Annotated in this window: 15 protein-coding genes; 5 read left to right on the top strand and 10 right to left on the bottom strand. The window is 33.8% G+C overall.

The window, feature by feature from the left end; all coding sequences use genetic code 11:
• Position 1: 1 nt before the first annotated feature.
• Complete coding sequence (locus D1J36_RS09110; protein WP_154136854.1) at positions 2-517, bottom strand: TlpA family protein disulfide reductase; 516 nt, start codon at positions 515-517, stop codon at positions 2-4.
• A gap of 124 nt (positions 518-641) precedes the next feature.
• Between D1J36_RS09110 and D1J36_RS09105 the strand changes: the two genes are divergently transcribed.
• From D1J36_RS09105 to D1J36_RS09085, 5 genes are all read left to right on the top strand, one after another.
• Complete coding sequence (locus tag D1J36_RS09105; protein WP_154136853.1) at positions 642-1,931, top strand: adenylosuccinate synthase; 1,290 nt, start codon at positions 642-644, stop codon at positions 1,929-1,931.
• A 207-nt stretch (positions 1,932-2,138) separates the two neighbouring features.
• Positions 2,139-3,182 (top strand): cytochrome-c peroxidase, encoded by a 1,044-nt coding sequence (locus D1J36_RS09100; RefSeq protein ID WP_154136852.1) that lies wholly within the window; start codon positions 2,139-2,141, stop codon positions 3,180-3,182.
• 139 nt (positions 3,183-3,321) lie between these two features.
• Complete coding sequence (gene lysS, locus D1J36_RS09095; protein WP_154137295.1) at positions 3,322-5,025, top strand: lysine--tRNA ligase; 1,704 nt, start codon at positions 3,322-3,324, stop codon at positions 5,023-5,025.
• A 27-nt stretch (positions 5,026-5,052) separates the two neighbouring features.
• On the top strand, positions 5,053-7,176 hold the full coding sequence (locus D1J36_RS09090; protein ID WP_154136851.1) for an McrB family protein: 2,124 nt from the start codon (positions 5,053-5,055) through the stop codon (positions 7,174-7,176).
• The gene (locus D1J36_RS09085; RefSeq protein ID WP_052911045.1) at positions 7,145-8,470 is read left to right on the top strand and encodes a 5-methylcytosine restriction system specificity protein McrC; all 1,326 of its coding nucleotides are present in this window, start codon (positions 7,145-7,147) and stop codon (positions 8,468-8,470) included. Before D1J36_RS09090 ends, D1J36_RS09085 begins: the two co-directional genes overlap by 32 nt.
• Positions 8,471-8,849: 379 nt before the next feature.
• Here the strand turns inward: D1J36_RS09085 and purF are convergent, their stop codons facing one another.
• From purF to thrS, 9 genes are all read right to left on the bottom strand, one after another.
• Positions 8,850-10,325 carry an amidophosphoribosyltransferase gene (purF, locus tag D1J36_RS09080; protein WP_154136850.1) on the bottom strand — a complete coding sequence of 492 codons (1,476 nt, stop codon included), beginning with the start codon at positions 10,323-10,325 and terminating at the stop codon, positions 8,850-8,852.
• A 28-nt stretch (positions 10,326-10,353) separates the two neighbouring features.
• Positions 10,354-11,073, bottom strand: a complete 720-nt coding sequence (gene purC / locus D1J36_RS09075) for a phosphoribosylaminoimidazolesuccinocarboxamide synthase (RefSeq protein ID WP_154136849.1) — start codon at positions 11,071-11,073, stop codon at positions 10,354-10,356.
• A 48-nt stretch (positions 11,074-11,121) separates the two neighbouring features.
• On the bottom strand, positions 11,122-14,826 hold the full coding sequence (locus tag D1J36_RS09070) for a phosphoribosylformylglycinamidine synthase (RefSeq protein WP_154136848.1): 3,705 nt from the start codon (positions 14,824-14,826) through the stop codon (positions 11,122-11,124).
• A gap of 181 nt (positions 14,827-15,007) precedes the next feature.
• Positions 15,008-15,247, bottom strand: coding sequence for a hypothetical protein (locus D1J36_RS09065; RefSeq protein ID WP_004918972.1), 240 nt, complete (start codon positions 15,245-15,247; stop codon positions 15,008-15,010).
• Between the two features lie 85 nt (positions 15,248-15,332).
• Complete coding sequence (locus D1J36_RS09060) at positions 15,333-16,226, bottom strand: 3-hydroxybutyryl-CoA dehydrogenase (RefSeq protein ID WP_154136847.1); 894 nt, start codon at positions 16,224-16,226, stop codon at positions 15,333-15,335.
• Between the two features lie 121 nt (positions 16,227-16,347).
• Positions 16,348-16,692, bottom strand: coding sequence for a 50S ribosomal protein L20 (gene rplT, locus D1J36_RS09055; protein WP_004918977.1), 345 nt, complete (start codon positions 16,690-16,692; stop codon positions 16,348-16,350).
• 123 nt (positions 16,693-16,815) lie between these two features.
• Positions 16,816-17,013, bottom strand: coding sequence for a 50S ribosomal protein L35 (gene rpmI / locus D1J36_RS09050; RefSeq protein ID WP_154136846.1), 198 nt, complete (start codon positions 17,011-17,013; stop codon positions 16,816-16,818).
• A gap of 37 nt (positions 17,014-17,050) precedes the next feature.
• A complete protein-coding gene (infC, locus tag D1J36_RS09045; RefSeq protein WP_052911051.1) occupies positions 17,051-17,548 on the bottom strand; it encodes a translation initiation factor IF-3 in 498 nt (165 codons plus the stop codon).
• Between the two features lie 86 nt (positions 17,549-17,634).
• The gene (thrS, locus tag D1J36_RS09040) at positions 17,635-19,560 is read right to left on the bottom strand and encodes a threonine--tRNA ligase (protein WP_154136845.1); all 1,926 of its coding nucleotides are present in this window, start codon (positions 19,558-19,560) and stop codon (positions 17,635-17,637) included.
• Positions 19,561-19,804 lie beyond the last annotated feature (244 nt).

Here is a 19,804-nt window from a genome sequence, read left to right as displayed (position 1 = left end):
TTTATTTTGATAGTTCATTTATCGTTTTCTGAATATCAGGATCATCAGGTGTGATGGCATAATATTTAGCAATGCCAGATTTTTGATTAACCACAATATACCTAGGAATCCAATTCAAATCTATGTAGTTGTTAAAATCATTTTTCCAACCAGAAAAGAACCAATAATTTTCTTTATTAGCTAGTTCGTGCTTGTCTAATCCTTTTTTCCAAGCTTCTTCGCTCCTATCCAAAGATAGAAATACAAAGTCTACATTAGGATTGTTGTTCTCTAGTGTTCTTGCAGCAGGTAAAGCGTTAATACAATCTCTACACCAGCTTGCCCACATATCTAATACAAGTATTTTTCCTTTGTGTTTAGCTAGTATATCTTTAATTGTAACTTTCTTTCCGTCTATTGTTTGTACTTTTTGAGACAGAGCAGATGCACTAAAACTAGTTTTTAAAACTTTAGGAGCTTCTTGTGAATAAGCTAAAGCTCCAAATATCATTCCTGTTATTACGAGTATTTTTTTCATAAGTTTTAAATAAATGAGATTACAATAATACAGACTTTCCTTATCAAAAACAAAACCAAAAAGCCTTTTGATATCCCATTTTTTTAAATTATTTTTGTAACATTCTAATAAAAAAGTAAAAAATATGTCAACTTATGTGGTAGTAGGGCTCCAATACGGAGACGAAGGTAAAGGTAAAATTACAGATGTACTCTCTGCAAAATCAGATTATGTGGTGCGTTTCCAAGGTGGGAACAATGCTGGGCATACTGTATATGTGGGTGAAGACAAGTTTGTTCTTCATCTTTTGCCCTCTGGAGTATTACAATGCAAGGGTAAATGTGTGATAGCTAATGGTGTAGTGGTAGATCCTAAAGCGTTTATCTCCGAAATAAAACAAATAGAAGCTAAAGGGCTTAGTACAGGTCATATCTTCATTAGCAGGAGAGCTCATGTCATTATGCCTTATCATATTCTTTTAGATACTTACAGGGAAGAAGAATTGGTAGGAGAAAAGCAAATCGGAACTACTAAGAAAGGTATAGGACCTTGCTACGAGGATAAGATTGCAAGAGTAGGAATAAGAATGATTGACTTACTAAACCCAGAAGTCTTAGCTGAAAAAATTAAAGTAAATCTTAAGGTTAAAAATTCATTATTTGAAAAATATTTTAATAAACCAACTTTAGATTTTGATACCATTTATAATGAATTTTTAACCATTGGAGAACAGCTAAAAGACAGAATTGTAGATACAGAACTAGAGATTAATGAGGCGATTAAAGAAGGAAAAAATATCTTGTTTGAAGGGGCTCAAGCTTTAATGTTGGATATAGATTTTGGTACCTATCCTTATGTTACTTCATCATCTCCATCTACAGGAGGCGTATGTACAGGTGCGGGTGTGCCACCTACAGCTCTCAAAAATTTAATAGGTGTGGCTAAGGCTTATACCACAAGAGTAGGTAATGGTCCCTTCCCTACTGAGTTAGATAATGATTTAGGCGAAAAAATTAGACAAATTGGTCATGAGTTTGGAGCAACCACAGGAAGACCTAGAAGGACAGGTTGGCTAGATTTGGTTTCGTTAAAACACGCTTGTATGATTAACGGGATCAATAATTTAGTTATTACAAAACTAGATGTACTCACTAATATTGAAGAGCTAAAAGTAGCAACTAAATACAAAACAGAAGACGGAAAAATTATAGATTACTTTACCTCTTCTACTACTAAACTCTATCATTATGAGCCTATATATGAAACTCTAGAAGGTTGGACGGAAGACATTACCAAAGCTCGTTCTTATGATGAGTTACCCGTGAACGCTCAAAAATATATAGAATTTATAGAGAAATATTTAGGTATCAATGTTTATTTGGTGTCTGTAGGGCCAGAAAGAACTCAGAATATTATAAGGAAAGAATTATTTTAAAATTAGACTTTATCATTCAGTATTATAAAAGTTAGTTGTGAAAATTCATGACTAACTTTTTTTGTAAAAAATGACACTTACATTATTTATATTTAAAATAAATTATAATTAAAGTAGTGGTAATAGAAATATTCTATAAATGTAATTTATCATAATATATCTCGGTAATATGTGGTATTTTTGCAAAAGAAATATAATAATTTTGATATGAGAAGGAGTAACGCTATTTTTACAGTACTTTTAGGAGCTATGTTAGTAAGCTGTACTGAACAAGTGGACAAAGGAAAAGCAGAGTATGTGTTTGACACTTCTGGAATGTCTGATTTAATGAGAAGTGCTAATCAGTACTTTAAACCAGTATCAATAACTGATAAAGGTGATTTCAGTGAGGATATGATTAATCTTGGTCAGAAGTTATATTTTGACAAAAGACTTTCTAAAAATGAAACCATTAGTTGTAATTCTTGTCATAACTTAAATACTTTTGGTGTAGATAACCTGCCAACTTCTCCTGGAGATACTAAAGAATTTGGAGGACGAAACTCTCCTACCGTGATTTATGCTTCGCTACACAGTCAGCAGTTTTGGGACGGAAGAGCTAAAGATGTAGAGGAACAAGCAGGAATGCCTATCTTAAACCCAATAGAGCACAATATCCCATCTGAGAAATTCTTAGAAGACAGGTTAAGACAAATCCCTGAGTATCAAGCTTTATTTAAAAAAGCATTTCCTAATGAAGCTCAGCCTATTACTTATAAAAATTTAACTAAAGCGATTGGTAGTTTCGAGAGACAATTGTTACCTGAAAGTAGATTTGATAAGTATCTGAATGGAGACGAAAATGCATTAACACAAAAGGAAAAAGATGGTCTAAAAGCCTTTATAGACAATGCTTGTATAGCTTGTCATAACGGTCCTGCCGTAGGAGGAGGCTCTTTACAAAAATTTGGGGTTTATGCAGATTATTGGAACTACACTAAGAGTAAGAAAATAGATTTGGGAAGACAAGATGTAACTAAAGATGAGAAAGATAAATATTTATTTAAAGTACCAAGTCTTAGAAACATTGAGAAAACCTATCCTTACTTCCACGATGGTTCTGTAGCTTCATTAGAAGAAGCCGTAAGAATTATGAGTAAAATACAAAACAATAAGGATATTAGTGATAAAGATGTTGAAAACATAGTTGCTTTCTTGAAGTCGTTAACGGCAGATATAGATAACAAGTATAAAACAGTAGCTAATAAATAAAGTATTTTGTAGTATATTTTAACTTAAAAACTCAAGGTTTTCTATATAGCCTTGAGTTTTTTTATGATATCAATCTTAGGTTTTTGGTGTCTCTATATTAAATTATTAACTTTGTAGCCTCGTAATTTAGAATAAAATGATGCATTTATCAGAACAAGAAATTATCCGTAGAGAAAAGTTAGAAAAACTTTCTCAAATGGGCATAAATGCCTTTCCGGCAGACGAATATGCTATTACACATACCACACAATCTATAAAAGAAAATTTTCAAGAAGGAAGCAAGGTTAAAATCGCTGGTAGGCTGATGTCTAGAAGAATCCAAGGGAAAGCTTCTTTTGCCGAATTACAAGATAGCGAAGGCAGAATACAAGTGTATTTTAATAGAGATGAAATTTGTCCTGACGAAGACAAAACCCTTTATAACGAAGTTTATAAACATCTTTTAGATATTGGAGATATTATAGGCGTAGAGGGAGAATTGTTCAAAACTCAAGTGGGCGAAATGACAGTAATGGTTAAAAATTTCACTCTATTAACCAAAACTCTTCGTCCACTTCCTCAACCAAGAACTGATGAAAATGGTGTGGTACACGATGCTTTTAACGACCCTGAACTTCGTTATAGACAGCGTTACGTGGATCTTACAGTAAACCCACATGTTAAAGAAATTTTTGTAAAAAGAACCAAATTGTTTAACGCAATGCGTGGGTTCTTTAATGACGCTGGATACTTTGAAGTAGAAACGCCTATTTTACAGGCTATTCCAGGTGGAGCTTCAGCAAGACCATTCATTACGCATCACAATGCCTTGGATATTCCATTATATATGAGAATTGCTAACGAGCTTTATCTTAAAAGGCTTATCGTAGGCGGATTTGATGGCGTGTATGAATTCTCTAAAAACTTCCGTAACGAAGGTATGGACAGAACTCACAACCCTGAGTTTACAGCCATGGAGATTTATGTGGCGTACAAGGATTACAACTGGATGATGGATTTTACCGAAAGACTGTTGGAACATTGCGCTACTGCGGTGAATGGGAAACCTGAATCTCAATTTGGCGAACATACCATCAATTGGAAAGCTCCTTATCCAAGAATTTCTATGACGGAAGCCATTCAGAAATTTACAGGGTTTGATATTACAGGAAAAACCGAAGAGGAACTTAGAACCTTTGCTAAGTCTATCGGTATAGAGGTAGATGACACGATGGGGAAAGGCAAGCTCATTGACGAAATTTTCGGAGAGAAGTGCGAAGGTAATTTCATTCAGCCGACTTTCATTACCGATTACCCTATCGAAATGTCGCCGCTGACCAAAAAACACCGAAGCAAAGAGGGCTTAACCGAAAGATTTGAATTGATGGTTTGCGGAAAAGAAATTGCGAATGCTTACTCTGAGCTTAACGACCCTATTGACCAAAGAGAACGCTTTGAAGAGCAGCTTAAACTTTCAGAAAAGGGTGATGACGAAGCGATGTTTATTGACCAAGATTTTCTAAGAGCTTTAGAATACGGTATGCCACCTACCGCTGGTTTGGGTATTGGTATGGATAGATTGGTGATGTTTTTGACGAATAATGCTTCTATTCAGGAAGTACTATTCTTCCCTCAAATGAGACCAGAAAAGACTCAGCCTAAAGTAGAGATTGGAGAAAACGAAGAAATTATCCTTGGTATTCTTAATAAAAACAACGGTAAAATGCTGATAGCGGACTTAAAAACACAATCAGGTTTAAGTGGAAAGAAATGGGATAAGTCTTCTAAACTATTAGTTTCTAATAATTTAATTTCTCTAGTAACTGAGAGTGATGATAAATACTTTAAGTTGGTTGTAAGTTAATTAAAATATACTTTAAGTTGCCATAATATGGATAAGCTCTCAAAGTTTAAAAAGTTTTACTTAACCGTTCTTATAAAGAACTTAACAAGTTATAAACAGTATTTCAATGTATCAAACTTTGATAGAAGAATAGAGCAACTAATTAATGAATTTGAAAGGACTTATAGTGTTAGCCCTTTTTCTATCGAGAATCCTGAAGAAATAACAAATCTTTTAAAACAAGAGAAAGAACCTTTCAGTTCTTATTCAAAAAAAACTGGAAATGGCGTTCCCAAAGCGATTATTAATACCCATTTAGTTTCTTTTTTAGAGTATAATAAGAGATTTGATTTTGATAACTTACAAGGATTAGTTGATGAATTACATAATTTATTTGGAGGGGAATTTATTAAAGATTTTCAAGAAAAAAGAATACAATTTAATGGTAATTTGAGGAAAGCCTCCTTAAGTGAGATATTTGGAAATGTAAGGGATAATTATTGGACCATCAATAAAGGGAGTGAAAAAGAGTTACAATATCATATACATATAAATGAGGAAAGGAGTTGTATTAGATATGGGTTAGGTTTTAACGCCCAAAAGTCAATAAATAATCTCAATCCTGTGAAAAATATTTCAAAATTCATATCCCCTTTTATAAGTAAAATAGAAAAAATAGAAAATCAATTAGATGATTACAAATTATTTGATTGTAATATTAATGACTTAAAAAATATAAAAGAAGGACAATTTATTTTGTTTGGAAAAGAGTTAAAAACAGAACCACTAGATAATGGGAGATTTTCTATAGATGGGGTAAATTTATTGGAAATGTATTATGATATGAGGTTTAAACAATGTAAAGTTTATGAAGAAATATTTGAGTCAGTTCAAATGATTGAAAAAAATAATATGGAAGAACATAACTATACAAAAAATATAATAAATCTTCTCAAATACAAAAAACAAATCATTTTACAGGGACCTCCAGGTACGGGAAAAACCAGACAAGCCAAACTTATGGCAAAGGAAATATTGGAGGTTGAAGATATAGAAGATTTAAACCATCACGAGCAATTTAAAATTGTTCAATTTCACCCGAGCTATACTTATGAAGATTTTGTAAGAGGGATTGTAGCGGAAGGGCAAAATAGCTCAATTTCCTATAAAGCCGTAAATAAAGTTTTGGGAAAGTTGGCAAAGGAAGCTTTGGATAATTACAACAAAAGTAGACGACCCGTACATGAGGTTTCTAAAGAAATAAAGTTAGACCAATATTTTGAACAATTTGTTGACTCTATATCAGAACAAGTTGAGAAAAACCTTTACTTGACTCCAAACGTTTCCATTATTTCAATAGATGAAGATGCTTTTAGATACAAGGGAAATGTAGGCTGGTTAGAAAATGGCAATAGAATGCTTTTTAAAGATATAAAACAAGCCTTTTTAGATAATAATACTACTCGGCAAGATGTTAAGAATAACGAAAATTTATCAGGATTAGCAAGGTGGCACTCAAGCTATTACATCAGAGTAGTTAATTTGTTTAATAATTATTTGAAGGAAAATAATTTAACAATAGAAAATGCCGAAACCATCAATATTCCCCAAAAAGATTATATTCTTGTAATAGATGAAATTAACCGTGCCAATCTTTCGTCGGTACTAGGTGAGTTAATCTATGCATTGGAATACCGTGGTGAAGCGGTGGATAGTATGTATGAAGTTGAAGGAAGTCATAAAATTACTTTACCGCCAAATCTTTATATCATTGGAACGATGAATACTGCTGACCGTAGTGTTTCTCAAATAGATTATGCTATTAGAAGGCGGTTTGCATTTGTAGATGTATTGCCTAAAGTTTTAGACAATGGTGAAACTAAATTTGATGAAATACTGTTTAGCGAGGTAGCTGCATTATTTGACCATTATTTATCTAATGAATTTACGAAAGAGCAAGTTCAAATAGGACATTCATATTTTATTGATAAATCTGATGAAGGAGTTTCTATGGATACTCGTTTGGAATACGAAATAAAACCCATTTTAAGAGAATATGTTAGAGATGGAATTTTAACGGAAGAAGCTAAATTAAAAATTGAAGAGCTAAAAGTATCTAACAAAATCACGCAAGAAAGTGATGCTGAAATTGACGGAACACCACCATTATAAAGAAAGCTTTACGAAGCAAGAGTTGCTAGAAAGAATAGCACTTTCGGGAGACTTGTCTATTCCGCAAGCAATTTATTTTAAGCGTAATAATGCATTATGTTTTCGGGTGGATTGGAATTCTGAAAAATATTTTTTAGAAACTTCTTATTACATAGGTTTGTGTAAAATTAAAGAATGGGGAAAAACATTACTAATTAGTCCAAAAGTTAATAATGAAGAGCAAAAATTAGATGTTTTGGGAATGTTGATGGAAGCTCTTACTGAACCTGAGAATTTTAATCATTTGGAAGGGCTTACAGAAATCTATTTTGAAGAAAAATGGATAGAAATAGAAACAGATACATTAGTACCATTGACACTCTTTTTAGTCATTCAATTTTTGATGACTACCAAACAAATTGTGAGAATGGGACTAAAAAAGTCTTATTATAATCAAAAAGAGAGTCTAAGAAATCGTATAAAAGGTAAGATTTTAGTAAGTGAACAAGTTAAAAGAAATGCTCTAAAACAGCGGTTCACTTATACAGTTTGTTCTTATCAAGAATTTGGAATTAATACAGAGGGAAATCAATTTATAAAATATGTTCTTAAATTTGTAAAATCGTATATTTCCAATTATCAGAATGATAAATTAAAAGATAAACTGAAAAATATTCTGAATTATAATTTGGCTGTTTTCAATACAGTTGAAGATAAAACGTTTTCAGAATTTAAAAAGAGAGAAGATAATGTGTTCTATAAAATATACAATACAGTATATAGTCTTGGTAATCAAATTTTAAAACTTACTCATCATTCTTACGAGAATACCTCTCATAAAAAATGTAAATATCCACCTCACTGGATTGATATGAGTAAATTGTTTGAGTTGTATGTTTTCAAGAAATTAAGGGAGCAATTCCCTGAAAGAGGAGAGGTAATTTATCATTATAAGGCAAATTATCAGGAGTTAGATTTCCTCATAAATTCAAATGGTTTGAAAGCGGTTGTTGATGCTAAATATAAACCTCGCTATAATAATAGCAACCCAAGTAAGGAGGATATTAGACAACTCTCGGGGTATGCAAGATTGGAGAAAATTTACAGAGAGCTTAATGTTGAAGATAATAAAATTATTCCTGCTTATATAATTTATCCCAATACTCCTCCGTATCACATAGCGGCAGATAATTTAGAGGAAGTTTCAATAGTAGAAAAAAAAGACAAAATTATATCTATAGGAAGCAAGGAAACAAAAAAAATAAATGCATATAAAGATATGTATTTAATAGAAATAGATTTGCCTTATATCTAGTATTTTACCCTTTTGCATTTGCGTTTTTTCATTTTTATCTTTTACAGTTAGGTTTTTTCTACCTGTAATTCTGTTTTACCCCTTTACATTTGCATTTTTTCTACTTGCGATTGTATTTCTACCAATTACAATTAGGTTTTTCTCCCCTGTAATTACTGTTTTTTCCCTTTTACATTTTATCAATCATAAATTCCTAATGAATTTATATATTTTTTGATTTTACTATTCCAAAAGTCTAAAATTTTATATTTCCAAACCTCAATTCACAATTTTTTACATCAAAAAAGGAGCTTAAGAAATAAAACATTTTTGATTTTTTATTCATAGCTCCTTAATGTATATGTGGAGTTTTTATATATCCGTAACTATATTAGGAAATTCAATCTTTAGCCACAGGATAACGCTCTGTAAAGCAACCGAAACAATGCTTGTCCGAGCCTAAAATAGCTTTAAGATTTTCTAAGCTTAAGAACTCTAGAGTATCCACTCCTAAATAATTTCTTAGTTCTTCTAAACTCATATTGGCAGAGATTAAATCATCTTTCGTGGGTGTATCTATCCCCAAATAGCATGGTGCAATAATAGGCGGAGATACACTTCTGAAGTGAATTTCTTTAACTCCAGCATCTTTTAAAATCTTCACCAATCGTTTGGAAGTTGTCCCTCTTACAATAGAGTCGTCTATAATTACTACTCGTTTCCCTTTAATTTCGGAAATAATAGGGTTAAGTTTTAAATTCACTATTCGCTCTCTCATCTCTTGTGTAGGCACGATAAAAGAACGACCAATATATCTATTTTTAATTAAAACAGGACGAAACGGAATACCTGATGCTTTGGAAAACCCAATAGCTGCTGGTACTCCAGAATCAGGAACCCCTATAACAATATCAGCTTCTACAGGAGCTTGTTCCCAAATTTTCTCCCCAGATTTTTCTCTAATTTCGTGTACATTTATTTGCTCCATCTCGGAGTCTGGTCGTGCAAAATAGATGTACTCGAAAGAGCAAATATTTCTTTCGCAATCATTTTTTACCATGTAAGATTTTAGCCCTTCTTCGTTTTCACCTATGTAGATGATTTCTCCAGGTTTAATATCTCTTACATAGGTAGCTCCCACAGCGTCTAAAGCACAACTTTCAGAAGCAACTACATAGGTATTCCCTTCTTTCATCTCCCCTAGTACCAACGGACGAATGCCGTTAAAATCTCTAAAAGCAAAGAATTTGTTTCGGGTCATACCCACCACAGAGTAAGCTCCTTTTATCTTCTCCATCGTTACCTTTATTGCTCCACGAAGCCCTAAATCTAAGTTCTTTTGGATAAGTCTTAGGATAACTTCAGAGTCGGAAGTTGCTCTAAAAACCACCCCCTCTGCTTCTAACTCTTGCTTTAGTTCCATAGCATTGGTTAGGTTGCCATTATGAGCTATGGATAGGATAATTTGGTCGTACTCATTTTTAGCGAAAAACGGCTGATAGTTGTATTTTTTCTTATCCCCAGCAGTGGTATATCTGGTATGCCCTATTACGGCATTCCCCATAAAATCTTCGGGGTCTTTAATTTCTTTATAGACATCTAAAACAAGCCCTTCATCTTTAATATTGATGATTTTTCCGCTGTTACTTACAGAAATACCACAAGCCTCTTGACCTCTGTGCTGAAGAGCAAAAAGCCCAAATTGAGACAATGAAAAGGTATCCAAATTTTCTTCCGAATACAGTCCAAAGATACCACACTCTTCTTGTGGAGCGTCTAAAGCCTCTTCTTGTTTCGTTCTCAACAGATTTCTCCCATACGGACGATGTTGAAACTGCTTTAGATAAGTTTCCTTATGTTCAGTTAAGTTTTTCATTAGTTAATATATCCTAAATATGGGTTAGTTATGCTAACACTTTTTTTAGTCTTTCGTAAATTTCCTCGTATGCCTCTGTAACACCACCTAAATCCCTTCTAAAACGGTCTTTATCCAGTTTTTTCATTGTATCTTTATCCCAAAGTCGGCAAGTATCAGGAGAAATTTCATCAGCTAAAATGATTTGTCCGTCCGATGTTTTACCAAGCTCTATTTTGAAATCCACTAAGATGATATTCATTTTATCAAATAACTCAATTAGAATTTGGTTGATTTTATCCGTTAAGGAATACATCTCGTCTAGTTCTTCTCTCGTAGCAGCTCCTAGAAATATGGCGTGATAATCGTTGATTAGTGGGTCTCCCAACTCATCTTTTTTATAGCAAATATCAAAAATAGTAATAGGAGATTTGATACCTTCTTCCATACCTAAACGCTGTGCCATACTTCCCGCAGAATAGTTTCTCACTACCATTTCCAACGGAATAATATCCACTTTTTTCACCAACTGCTCTCTGTCGTCTAGTTGTTTAATAAAATGGGTAGGAATTCCCTTCTCATTAAGATATTGAAAAATAAGCGTTGTAATGGCGTTATTCATTTGCCCTTTCTTATCTACTTGTCCTTTTTTTTGAGCATTAAATGCTGTAGCATCATCTTTAAAACGAACAATCACCTCTTCTGCTTTATCCGTAGCGAATACCTGTTTCGCCTTACCTTCGTAAAGCATAGCTCCTTTTTGACTCATTTTTATACTTTTTATTTATTTATTATTTTTCTAAAACATTCACTCAATTTAATCTCTGAAATAAGAAACCCCGTTCTTAAATATATTATGATAGTTTGCCGTTGGGATATTCTTCATCAATCCTTCTGCATAGCGTTCAGGGTGTCCCATTCTACCGAATATCTTACCGCAAGGGCTGGTAATACCCTCAATCGCAAATAGAGAATTGTTAGGATTGTATGGCATACCGTGAGCAATAGCTCCGTCTAAATCTACATATTGTGTCGCAATTTGTCCATTCTTGTATAATTGAGTAATCACTTCTTCTGATGCCATAAATCGTCCCTCTCCGTGGGAAATAGGAATGGTATAAATCTCCCCTTTCATACCTTTAAGCCAAGGGCTATCCTCATTAACCACCTTCACATTTACCATTTGAGAAATATGTCTGCCGATACTGTTATGAGCCAAAGTAGGGGAATTTTGGTCTAAATCTCTAATCTCACCATAAGGTAATAGACCCGATTTTACCAATGCTTGGAAGCCATTACAGATACCGATAATCATACCATCTCTTTCCAAAAGTCGGTGTACAGCCTCACACATTATATCATTCTTAAGCACATTTACGATGAATTTGGCAGAGCCATCTGGTTCGTCTCCAGCAGAGAAACCACCCGAAAAAGCCAAAATCTGAGATTGGTCTATCTCCTTAGCCCACGCTTTGATACTCTCTTGCAAAGCAGTGTGGTTAAGATTAACCAATGGCTTCATAGAAACCTCTGCTCCTTCTTTTCGGAAAGCATTAAGTGTTTCGTATTCGCAATTAGTACCTGGGAAAACAGGAGTGAATACCTTTGGTTTGGTAATATGATGTTTTTTAATAATAATCGTTCTAGGTTCAATAGAATTGAGTTCGGTGTCCAATTCTAGCTCTATTTTTTGTTTTTCCTTTGTTGGGAAAAGCGTTTCAAAAGTTTGGCAATAGACCTTCTTCAAATCGTCTATATCAAAACTATCATTGTTGATTACTAATTTTTTATCATTGCTAACTTCACCTATCTTTTGTAGTAATTGGTGAGATAAAGGCTCTGTACTTTCAATAAGCAATCCACCAATGTTTTTTTCTAATAAAGCTGTATCATTGGTATTAACTATTGCACCTAGCCCATTTCCAAAAGCCATTTTGGCTAATCCCACAGCGATACCACCTTCTTTTATAGTTTTTACAGAAACAATTTTTTTATCTTTAATTTGACTAAAAATATAGGTGTATATTTCTTTCAAATCGTTATAGTTAGGAAGTCCTTTAGCTTCTTCTGTTTCTTGAGATTGATGATAGAAATGATAAATTAAATTTCCTGCTTTTTTAAATTCAGGCGAAATGATATTTGATTTCTGACCATCTGCACACGCAAACGAAATAAGTGTAGGCGGTACATTGATGTCTTGATAAGTGCCAGACATAGAGTCTTTTCCGCCAATAGCGGCTAACTCAAAGTTCATCTGAGCATGATAAGCTCCTAGCAATGATGCTAATGGTTTCCCCCATTTATCAGGATTTTGTCCAAGTTTTTCAAAATATTCTTGGAAACTCAAACGAATTTTGCGGAAATCTCCACCCATCGCTACAATTTTAGCCACACTTTCCACTACGGCATTAGCCGCTCCCACCATTGAGTTTTGTCCCGAAATGGCAGCATCAAATCCCCAACTGGCTAAAGAAACAGTTTCTATATCCTTAGCCTCCATAATTGGTAAAGTTTGAACGCTTCCCTCCATTGGTGTTAATTGATGTTTTCCACCTAGAGGCATCGCTACCGTAGTTGCTCCCACGCTAGAGTCAAACATTTCTAATAACCCTTTTTGAGAGGCTACATTTTTGTCGGCTAATAATTTTTTAAAGTTAGTTTCGTTAAATTCTAACCTTTCTGCCTGTACTTCTTGAAGATGATTAACTAATGCTTTTTGTGTTTTAGAACAGCCATTGGTATCTAAAAACGCTCGGCTCAAATCCACAATTTTCTCACCTCTCCAAAACATTTGCATTCTGCCAGAATCTGTAACTTTAGCAACTTCTACTGCCAAAATATTCTCTGTCTTACAAAAGCTGATGAATTTATCTTTATCGTTGGCATCTATTACCACCGCCATTCTCTCTTGAGATTCGGATATGGCTAATTCGGTTCCGTTAAGCCCTTCGTATTTTAAAGGAAGAACATCAAGATTAACCTCCAAACTTTCAGCTATTTCGCCTATTGCTACCGAAACCCCTCCAGCACCAAAATCATTTGATTTTTTAATTAACTTTGTAACCTCTGGATTTCTGAAAAGCCTTTGTATTTTTCTCTCCTCTACAGCATTACCCTTTTGTACCTCGGTAGATAGTGCATGGATAGAAGTTTCGTCTTGCTCTTTAGAACTTCCTGTAGCACCTCCTACACCGTCTCTACCTGTAGCACCACCTAAAATAATGACTAAATCTCCTGCCTTAGGTTGCTCTCTTTTTACCCAATCTACGGGTACAGCTCCTACCACAAAACCAACTTCCATCCTCTTAGCACGATAGCCCTCGTGATAAATTTCGGAAACTTGTGTCGTCGCTAAACCAATTTGATTTCCGTAGGACGAATAGCCATTAGCGGCTTGTTTGGTAATTGTTCTTTGAGGCAGTTTACCTTTGAGCGTGTTTTCCATAGGCTCTAATACATCTGCCGCTCCCGAAAGACGCATCGCCTGATACACAAACGAACGCCCAGATAACGGGTCTCTGATAGCACCACCTAAACAAGTAGATGCACCACCAAAAGGTTCTATTTCCGTAGGGTGATTGTGAGTTTCATTTTTAAATAAAAGATACCAAGGCTCTTTTTTACCATCAAATTCAGCATCTATTTTGATAGTACAAGCATTGATTTCGTCTGAAACCACAAGATTATCTAGTTTTCCCGTTTTATGGAAATATTTAGCACAAACAGTAGCTAAATCCATTAACGAAACAGGTTTAGCTTCTCGTCCTAAAAACGCTCTTTTTTCTAAATAATCTTTAAAAATATGTTCTAAAGTAGCCTTAAACTGTCCCTCAAAACGAATGTCTTTAAGTTCTGTTTCAAAGGTAGTGTGTCGGCAATGGTCACTCCAATAAGTATCTAAAACTTTAAGCTCTGTTTCTGTTGGATTTCTCTGTTCTGACTTAAAATAATCTTGTATATAAGCTAAATCGTCTAACCCAAAGGCGAAGTTTTGCTCTGTATAGAACTCCTTTAGTTGTGATTCGTTTAAAGTTATAAAATCGTGATAGATTACTACATCTTTCGGGGTTTCCTCTTCTGGAATTTCCAATTTAGAAAGGTCTTTCTCTTGTGACTCTACTCTATTGATGAGTAAATCTTTTACTTTTTGTAGTCCTTCTTTGTTGATACCCTCTATTTCTACTAGCTTCCCGCTTCTTACTTTAGCTTGGGTATTTTCTGTTAGCAATACAATACATTGCTGCGCAGAATCTGCCCTTTGGTCATATTGACCTGGTAGAAACTCCATAGCAAAAGATGAACTCTTAGCAGGATTTTCATAATGCAAAACATCGGTTACAGGGTCTGCAAATACATTATATACTACTTTATCAAAATCAGTATCATTAAGTCCAAAAACATCATAGATATTATAAACCTTTACCTGTTTGATGTGAGGTAATATATTCTTTATTTCATCAAAAATTTTAGGACTTTCTACATCAAAAATCCCTCTTTTTTCTATGTAAATTCTTTTACTCATTATTAGATTTTTTAGATTTTATTTTTCAAAAATTAGAGCGTTCCAAAAATACTCAATTTTTGATTTTATTCAGAATATAAAGCTGACTATTTTACGACTTCTGTAAAAAATATCACAAAAAAAGCCGCTACTGGACACCCCAATAACAGCCTTTTATGTTAATAACGAATTTAAGTCATTTTTAGTCTAAATCTTCGTCATCATATTTTTCTAACTCAGCATCACACCACTTGAAAGCAGCTTCTACAGCTTTAGTAGCTTCATCTGCAATGCTCTCTTCATCATCTCCTTCTAAATCATCTAACCACTCTACTTCTTCCTCCTCTACATTAAGAATGAATCTAGGGTACTCAGTGTGAACTACGAATAAGTCTTCTGGAAACTCTGTGTTGTCCGCTAATAAAAATTTAGGTAATTTCATTGGTTTTAAAATTTTAATATTCTAGTGTTAGAATCTTGTTCTGCAAATATAAACAATTATTTCTGTTAATCTGAATTAAATTTTGTTAATTTTTAGAAAACATACGGGCTACTTTTTCAGCCTTTTTTGTTTCGGTATAGTCATAGAAACCTTCTCCTGATTTTACTCCTAATTTCCCTGCCATTACCATATTTACCAATAGTGGACATGGGGCGTACTTTGGATTTTTAAAACCATCATACATAACATTAAGGATAGCTAAACAAACATCTAGACCTATAAAATCCGCTAGTTGTAGCGGTCCCATAGGATGTGCCATACCTAACTTCATCACGGTATCTATTTCCTCTACTCCAGCTACATTATTGTATAAAGTTTCTATAGCTTCGTTTATCATTGGCATCAGGATTCTATTGGCTACAAACCCAGGATAATCATTAACTTCCACAGGGACTTTTGACAAGTCTTTTGATATTTTATAAACCACATCAAAAGTTTCTTTAGAAGTAGAGTAACCTTTGATAATTTCTACCAATTTCATAATAGGAACAGGATTCATAAAATGCATTCCGATGACTTTATCAGGTCTTTGTGTTACCGCCGCAATCTGAGTAATGGATATAGATGATGTATTGGTGGCGAGAATGCAATGCTCTGGAGCTAAAGTATCTATTTGTTTAAAGATATTCAACTTTAATTCTGTATTTTCAGTTGCGGCTTCTACAATCAGATCTGCATCTTTAACAGCGCTTTCTAAGGAAGTATTTTTAGTAATATTATTTAGTGTTTCTTCTTTTTGAGCTTCGGTAAGATGTCCTTTAGAAACAATTCTATCTAAATTTTTAGAAATAGTATCAACACCTTTATCTAGAGCTTCCTGCGAAATATCTACTAAATTTACCTTAAAACCATTTTGAGCAAAGGTATGAGCTATCCCATTCCCCATTGTCCCAGCTCCGATTACTACAATATTTTTCATTTTTATTTAATTATAAATTTATCCACTAAAAATAATATAAAATTCCGATAGGCACAAATAATAAAAAAGAGAGAGTAACTAAAACTCTCTCTTTAATATTGATAACAAAAAAATTAAACATTTATTTTACTTGATCTACAACAGCTTTGAATGCTTCAGGGTGGTTCATTGCAAGGTCTGCAAGAACTTTTCTGTTCAATTCGATGTTGTTCTTTTTAAGAGCTCCCATAAACTGAGAGTAAGACATTCCGTACTCTCTGCATCCTGCGTTGATACGCATAATCCAAAGACTTCTGAAATTTCTTTTCTTCTCTTTTCTACCACGGTAGGCATATTGCATTGCCTTTTCCACGGCATTTTTAGCAACAGTCCAAACGTTTTTTCTTCTACCGAAAAAACCTTTAGCTTGTTTCATTACTTTTTTTCTGCGTGCTCTTGACGCTACAGAATTTACTGATCTTGGCATAATTTAATAATTTGTTTTTTTGAAATGGGCGAAGTTTTAACGCTTTCTTAGTGGCACCATTTCAGGGTTAAACTTGTTTGAATTTTTTGAATTCTTATAAACCGAATAACTGATTTATAAAAACTACTTGATAGCTAATTGCTTCAAAACGCTTTTCTCGTCAGATGGATGAACATAAGAAGTTTGCGTAAGATTTCTCTTTTGCTTAGTTTCCTTCTTAGTCAAGATGTGACTTTTGTAAGCATTTTTTCTTTTGATTTTACCAGTTCCGGTAAGAGCAAAACGCTTCTTAGCTCCTGATTTCGTTTTTAATTTTGGCATTTTTTTGCTTTTTTATCGTTTTGTTATCAATATATGTTTATTTTGTTTTCTTAGGACTCATCATCATAATCATTCTTTTGCCCTCTAGTTTAGGTAGCTGATCTACTTTCCCTACATGCTCCAAATCCTGAGCAAGTTTTAGTAAAAGTATTTCTCCTTGATCTTTGAAAACAATAGAACGCCCTTTAAAAAACACATAGGTCTTAAGTTTAGAACCTTCTTCTAAGAACTTTTCGGCATGTTTTTTCTTGAATTCGTAGTCGTGGTCATCGGTTTGAGGTCCAAAACGAATCTCTTTTACTACTACTTTTACTTGTTTAGCTTTAAGCTCTTTTTGTTTCTTCTTTTGCTCATAAAGGAACTTTTTATAATCCATAATACGAGCAATGAAAGGCTCTGCTTTATCAGATATAACTACCAAGTCTAGTTCTTGTTCTTCTGCTAATTCTCTAGCTTTGGCTAGCGGATATATACCTGGTTCTACATTATCCCCTACAAGGCGAACCTCTTTAGCACGGATTTTTTCATTAATCATGTGCGCATCCTCCTGCTGGCGACGCGGTGCTGACCTGTTAATTTTTTTTCTAATTGCTATGGCTTTATATTTTTAATTGTTAAATCTTACTTTATAATCTTTGCTTCATTTTTAAAGTATTCCACAAAGCTTTCTATACTCATTTCTCCTAAATCTCCTTCTCCTCTTTTTCTTACAGATACCGTTTGGTTGCCTGCTTCATTCTCTCCTACAATGAGCATAAATGGTATTTTTTTCATTTCTGCATCACGGATTTTTTTACCCGTTTTTTCATTTCTCTCGTCTACCAGTCCGCAAATATCGTGATTTTCTAATAATTGTGAAACTTTTTTAGCGTAATCTGTATATTTTTCACTGATTGGGAGTAGTATATATTGGTCTGGATTTAGCCAAAGTGGGAAATCACCTGCTGTATTTTCAATTAAAATAGCAATAAATCTTTCCATAGAACCAAAAGGTGCACGGTGAATCATAATAGGACGATGTCTCTCGTTATCACTACCTACATAGGTTAAATCAAATCTTTCAGGAAGGTTGTAATCTACCTGTATAGTTCCAAGCTGCCAACTTCTACCCAAAGCATCTTTAACCATAAAATCTAATTTAGGTCCATAAAACGCAGCTTCACCATATTCTACAACAGTGTTGAGCCCCTTGTTCTTAGCTGCCGTAATAATCGCAGATTCTGCTTTCTCCCAGTTTTCTTCAGAACCGATATATTTAGCTCTGTTCTCTTTATCTCTTAATGATACCTGTGCTATAAAGTCTTCAAATCCTAAAGATTTAAACACATAGAGTACCAAATCTATTACTTTTTCAAATTCTTCTAATAGTTGGTCTGGTGTACAGAATAAATGGGCATCATCTTGAGTAAATCCTCTTACTCTAGTAAGTCCGTGTAATTCACCACTTTGTTCATAACGATATACTGTACCGAACTCTGCATATCTTTTAGGTAAATCTTTATAAGACCATTGTTGTGCTTTATAAACTTCGCAGTGATGCGGACAGTTCATTGGCTTTAATAAAAACTCCTCTCCTACATGTGGCGTTTTTATTGGTTGGAAGCTGTCTGCTCCATATTTTTCGTAATGTCCAGATGTTTTGTACAATTCTATGTTTCCGATATGTGGAGTCATTACAAATTCGTAACCGCCTTTTCTTTGTGCTTCTGAAAGGAAGCTTTCTAATTTTTTTCTAAGAGCAGCTCCTTTAGGTAACCATAAAGGTAACCCTGCACCTACCTTTTCAGAAAAAGTAAATAAGCCTAGCTCTTTCCCTAGTTTTCTATGGTCTCTACGCTTAGCCTCTTCTAGTCTTTCTAGGTATTCTTTAAGGTCTTTTTGTTTAGGGAAAGATATTCCGTAAACTCTCGTTAATTGTGGGTTTTTCTCATCACCACGCCAATAAGCTCCTGCAGCGTTAAGTATCTTAACCGCTTTAACAATCCCAGTAGAAGGTATATGCCCACCTCTACATAAATCTGTAAAATCATCATGAGAGCAGAAAGTGATTTCTCCATCATTAAGATTTTCTATCAATTCTGTTTTATATGGGTTGTCAGCATATTCTTTTAAAGCCTCTGCTTTAGAAATGGCATAAAGTTTAAAAGTAGAGTCTTTCTTTGCATTTTCTAGCATTTTTTGCTCTATCTTTTCAAAATCTTTTTCAGATAAAGTTTCCTCTCCAAAATCTACATCATAGTAGAAACCATTCTCTATAGCAGGACCAATGGTAAGTTTAGCATTTGGATAATACGCCAATATCGCTTGTGCTAAAAGGTGAGCAGAAGAATGCCAAAAAGCCTTCTTTCCCATATCATCATTCCATGTAAGAAGTTGTACCGTAGCATCTTCGGTTATTGGGGTGGTTACCTCCACTTGTTTGTTATTTACCATGGCTGAAATGGTATTTCTAGCCAACCCTTCACTAATAGACTTTGCTACTTCTAAAGGAGTTACTACTCCTTCAAATTCTCTGATACTTCCGTCAGGGAGTGTGATTTTTACCATTATTACAATATATTTTAAAAAGAATACAAAGTTATAAAAAGTTTTTTATCATAAAAATATATTACTTCAAATTTATATATAAGTCTCTAATGAAGTTTAGAATTTATTCAAAGTAAACAGTTTTCTTAAAAATTTTCAAGTTTGAAGCATTAAACACTTGTTTTTTAATAAAAAAATATTACATTTGCTAAATGAAAACAAACGGTGTAATACAGGAATGGTGGTGTCAAACTCTCAAGCAGGG

The organism is Riemerella anatipestifer (genome assembly GCF_009670965.2).
Taxonomy (GTDB): Bacteria; Bacteroidota; Bacteroidia; order Flavobacteriales; family Weeksellaceae; genus Riemerella; species Riemerella anatipestifer_B.
This window is presented reverse-complemented; position numbering and strand designations above follow the sequence as displayed.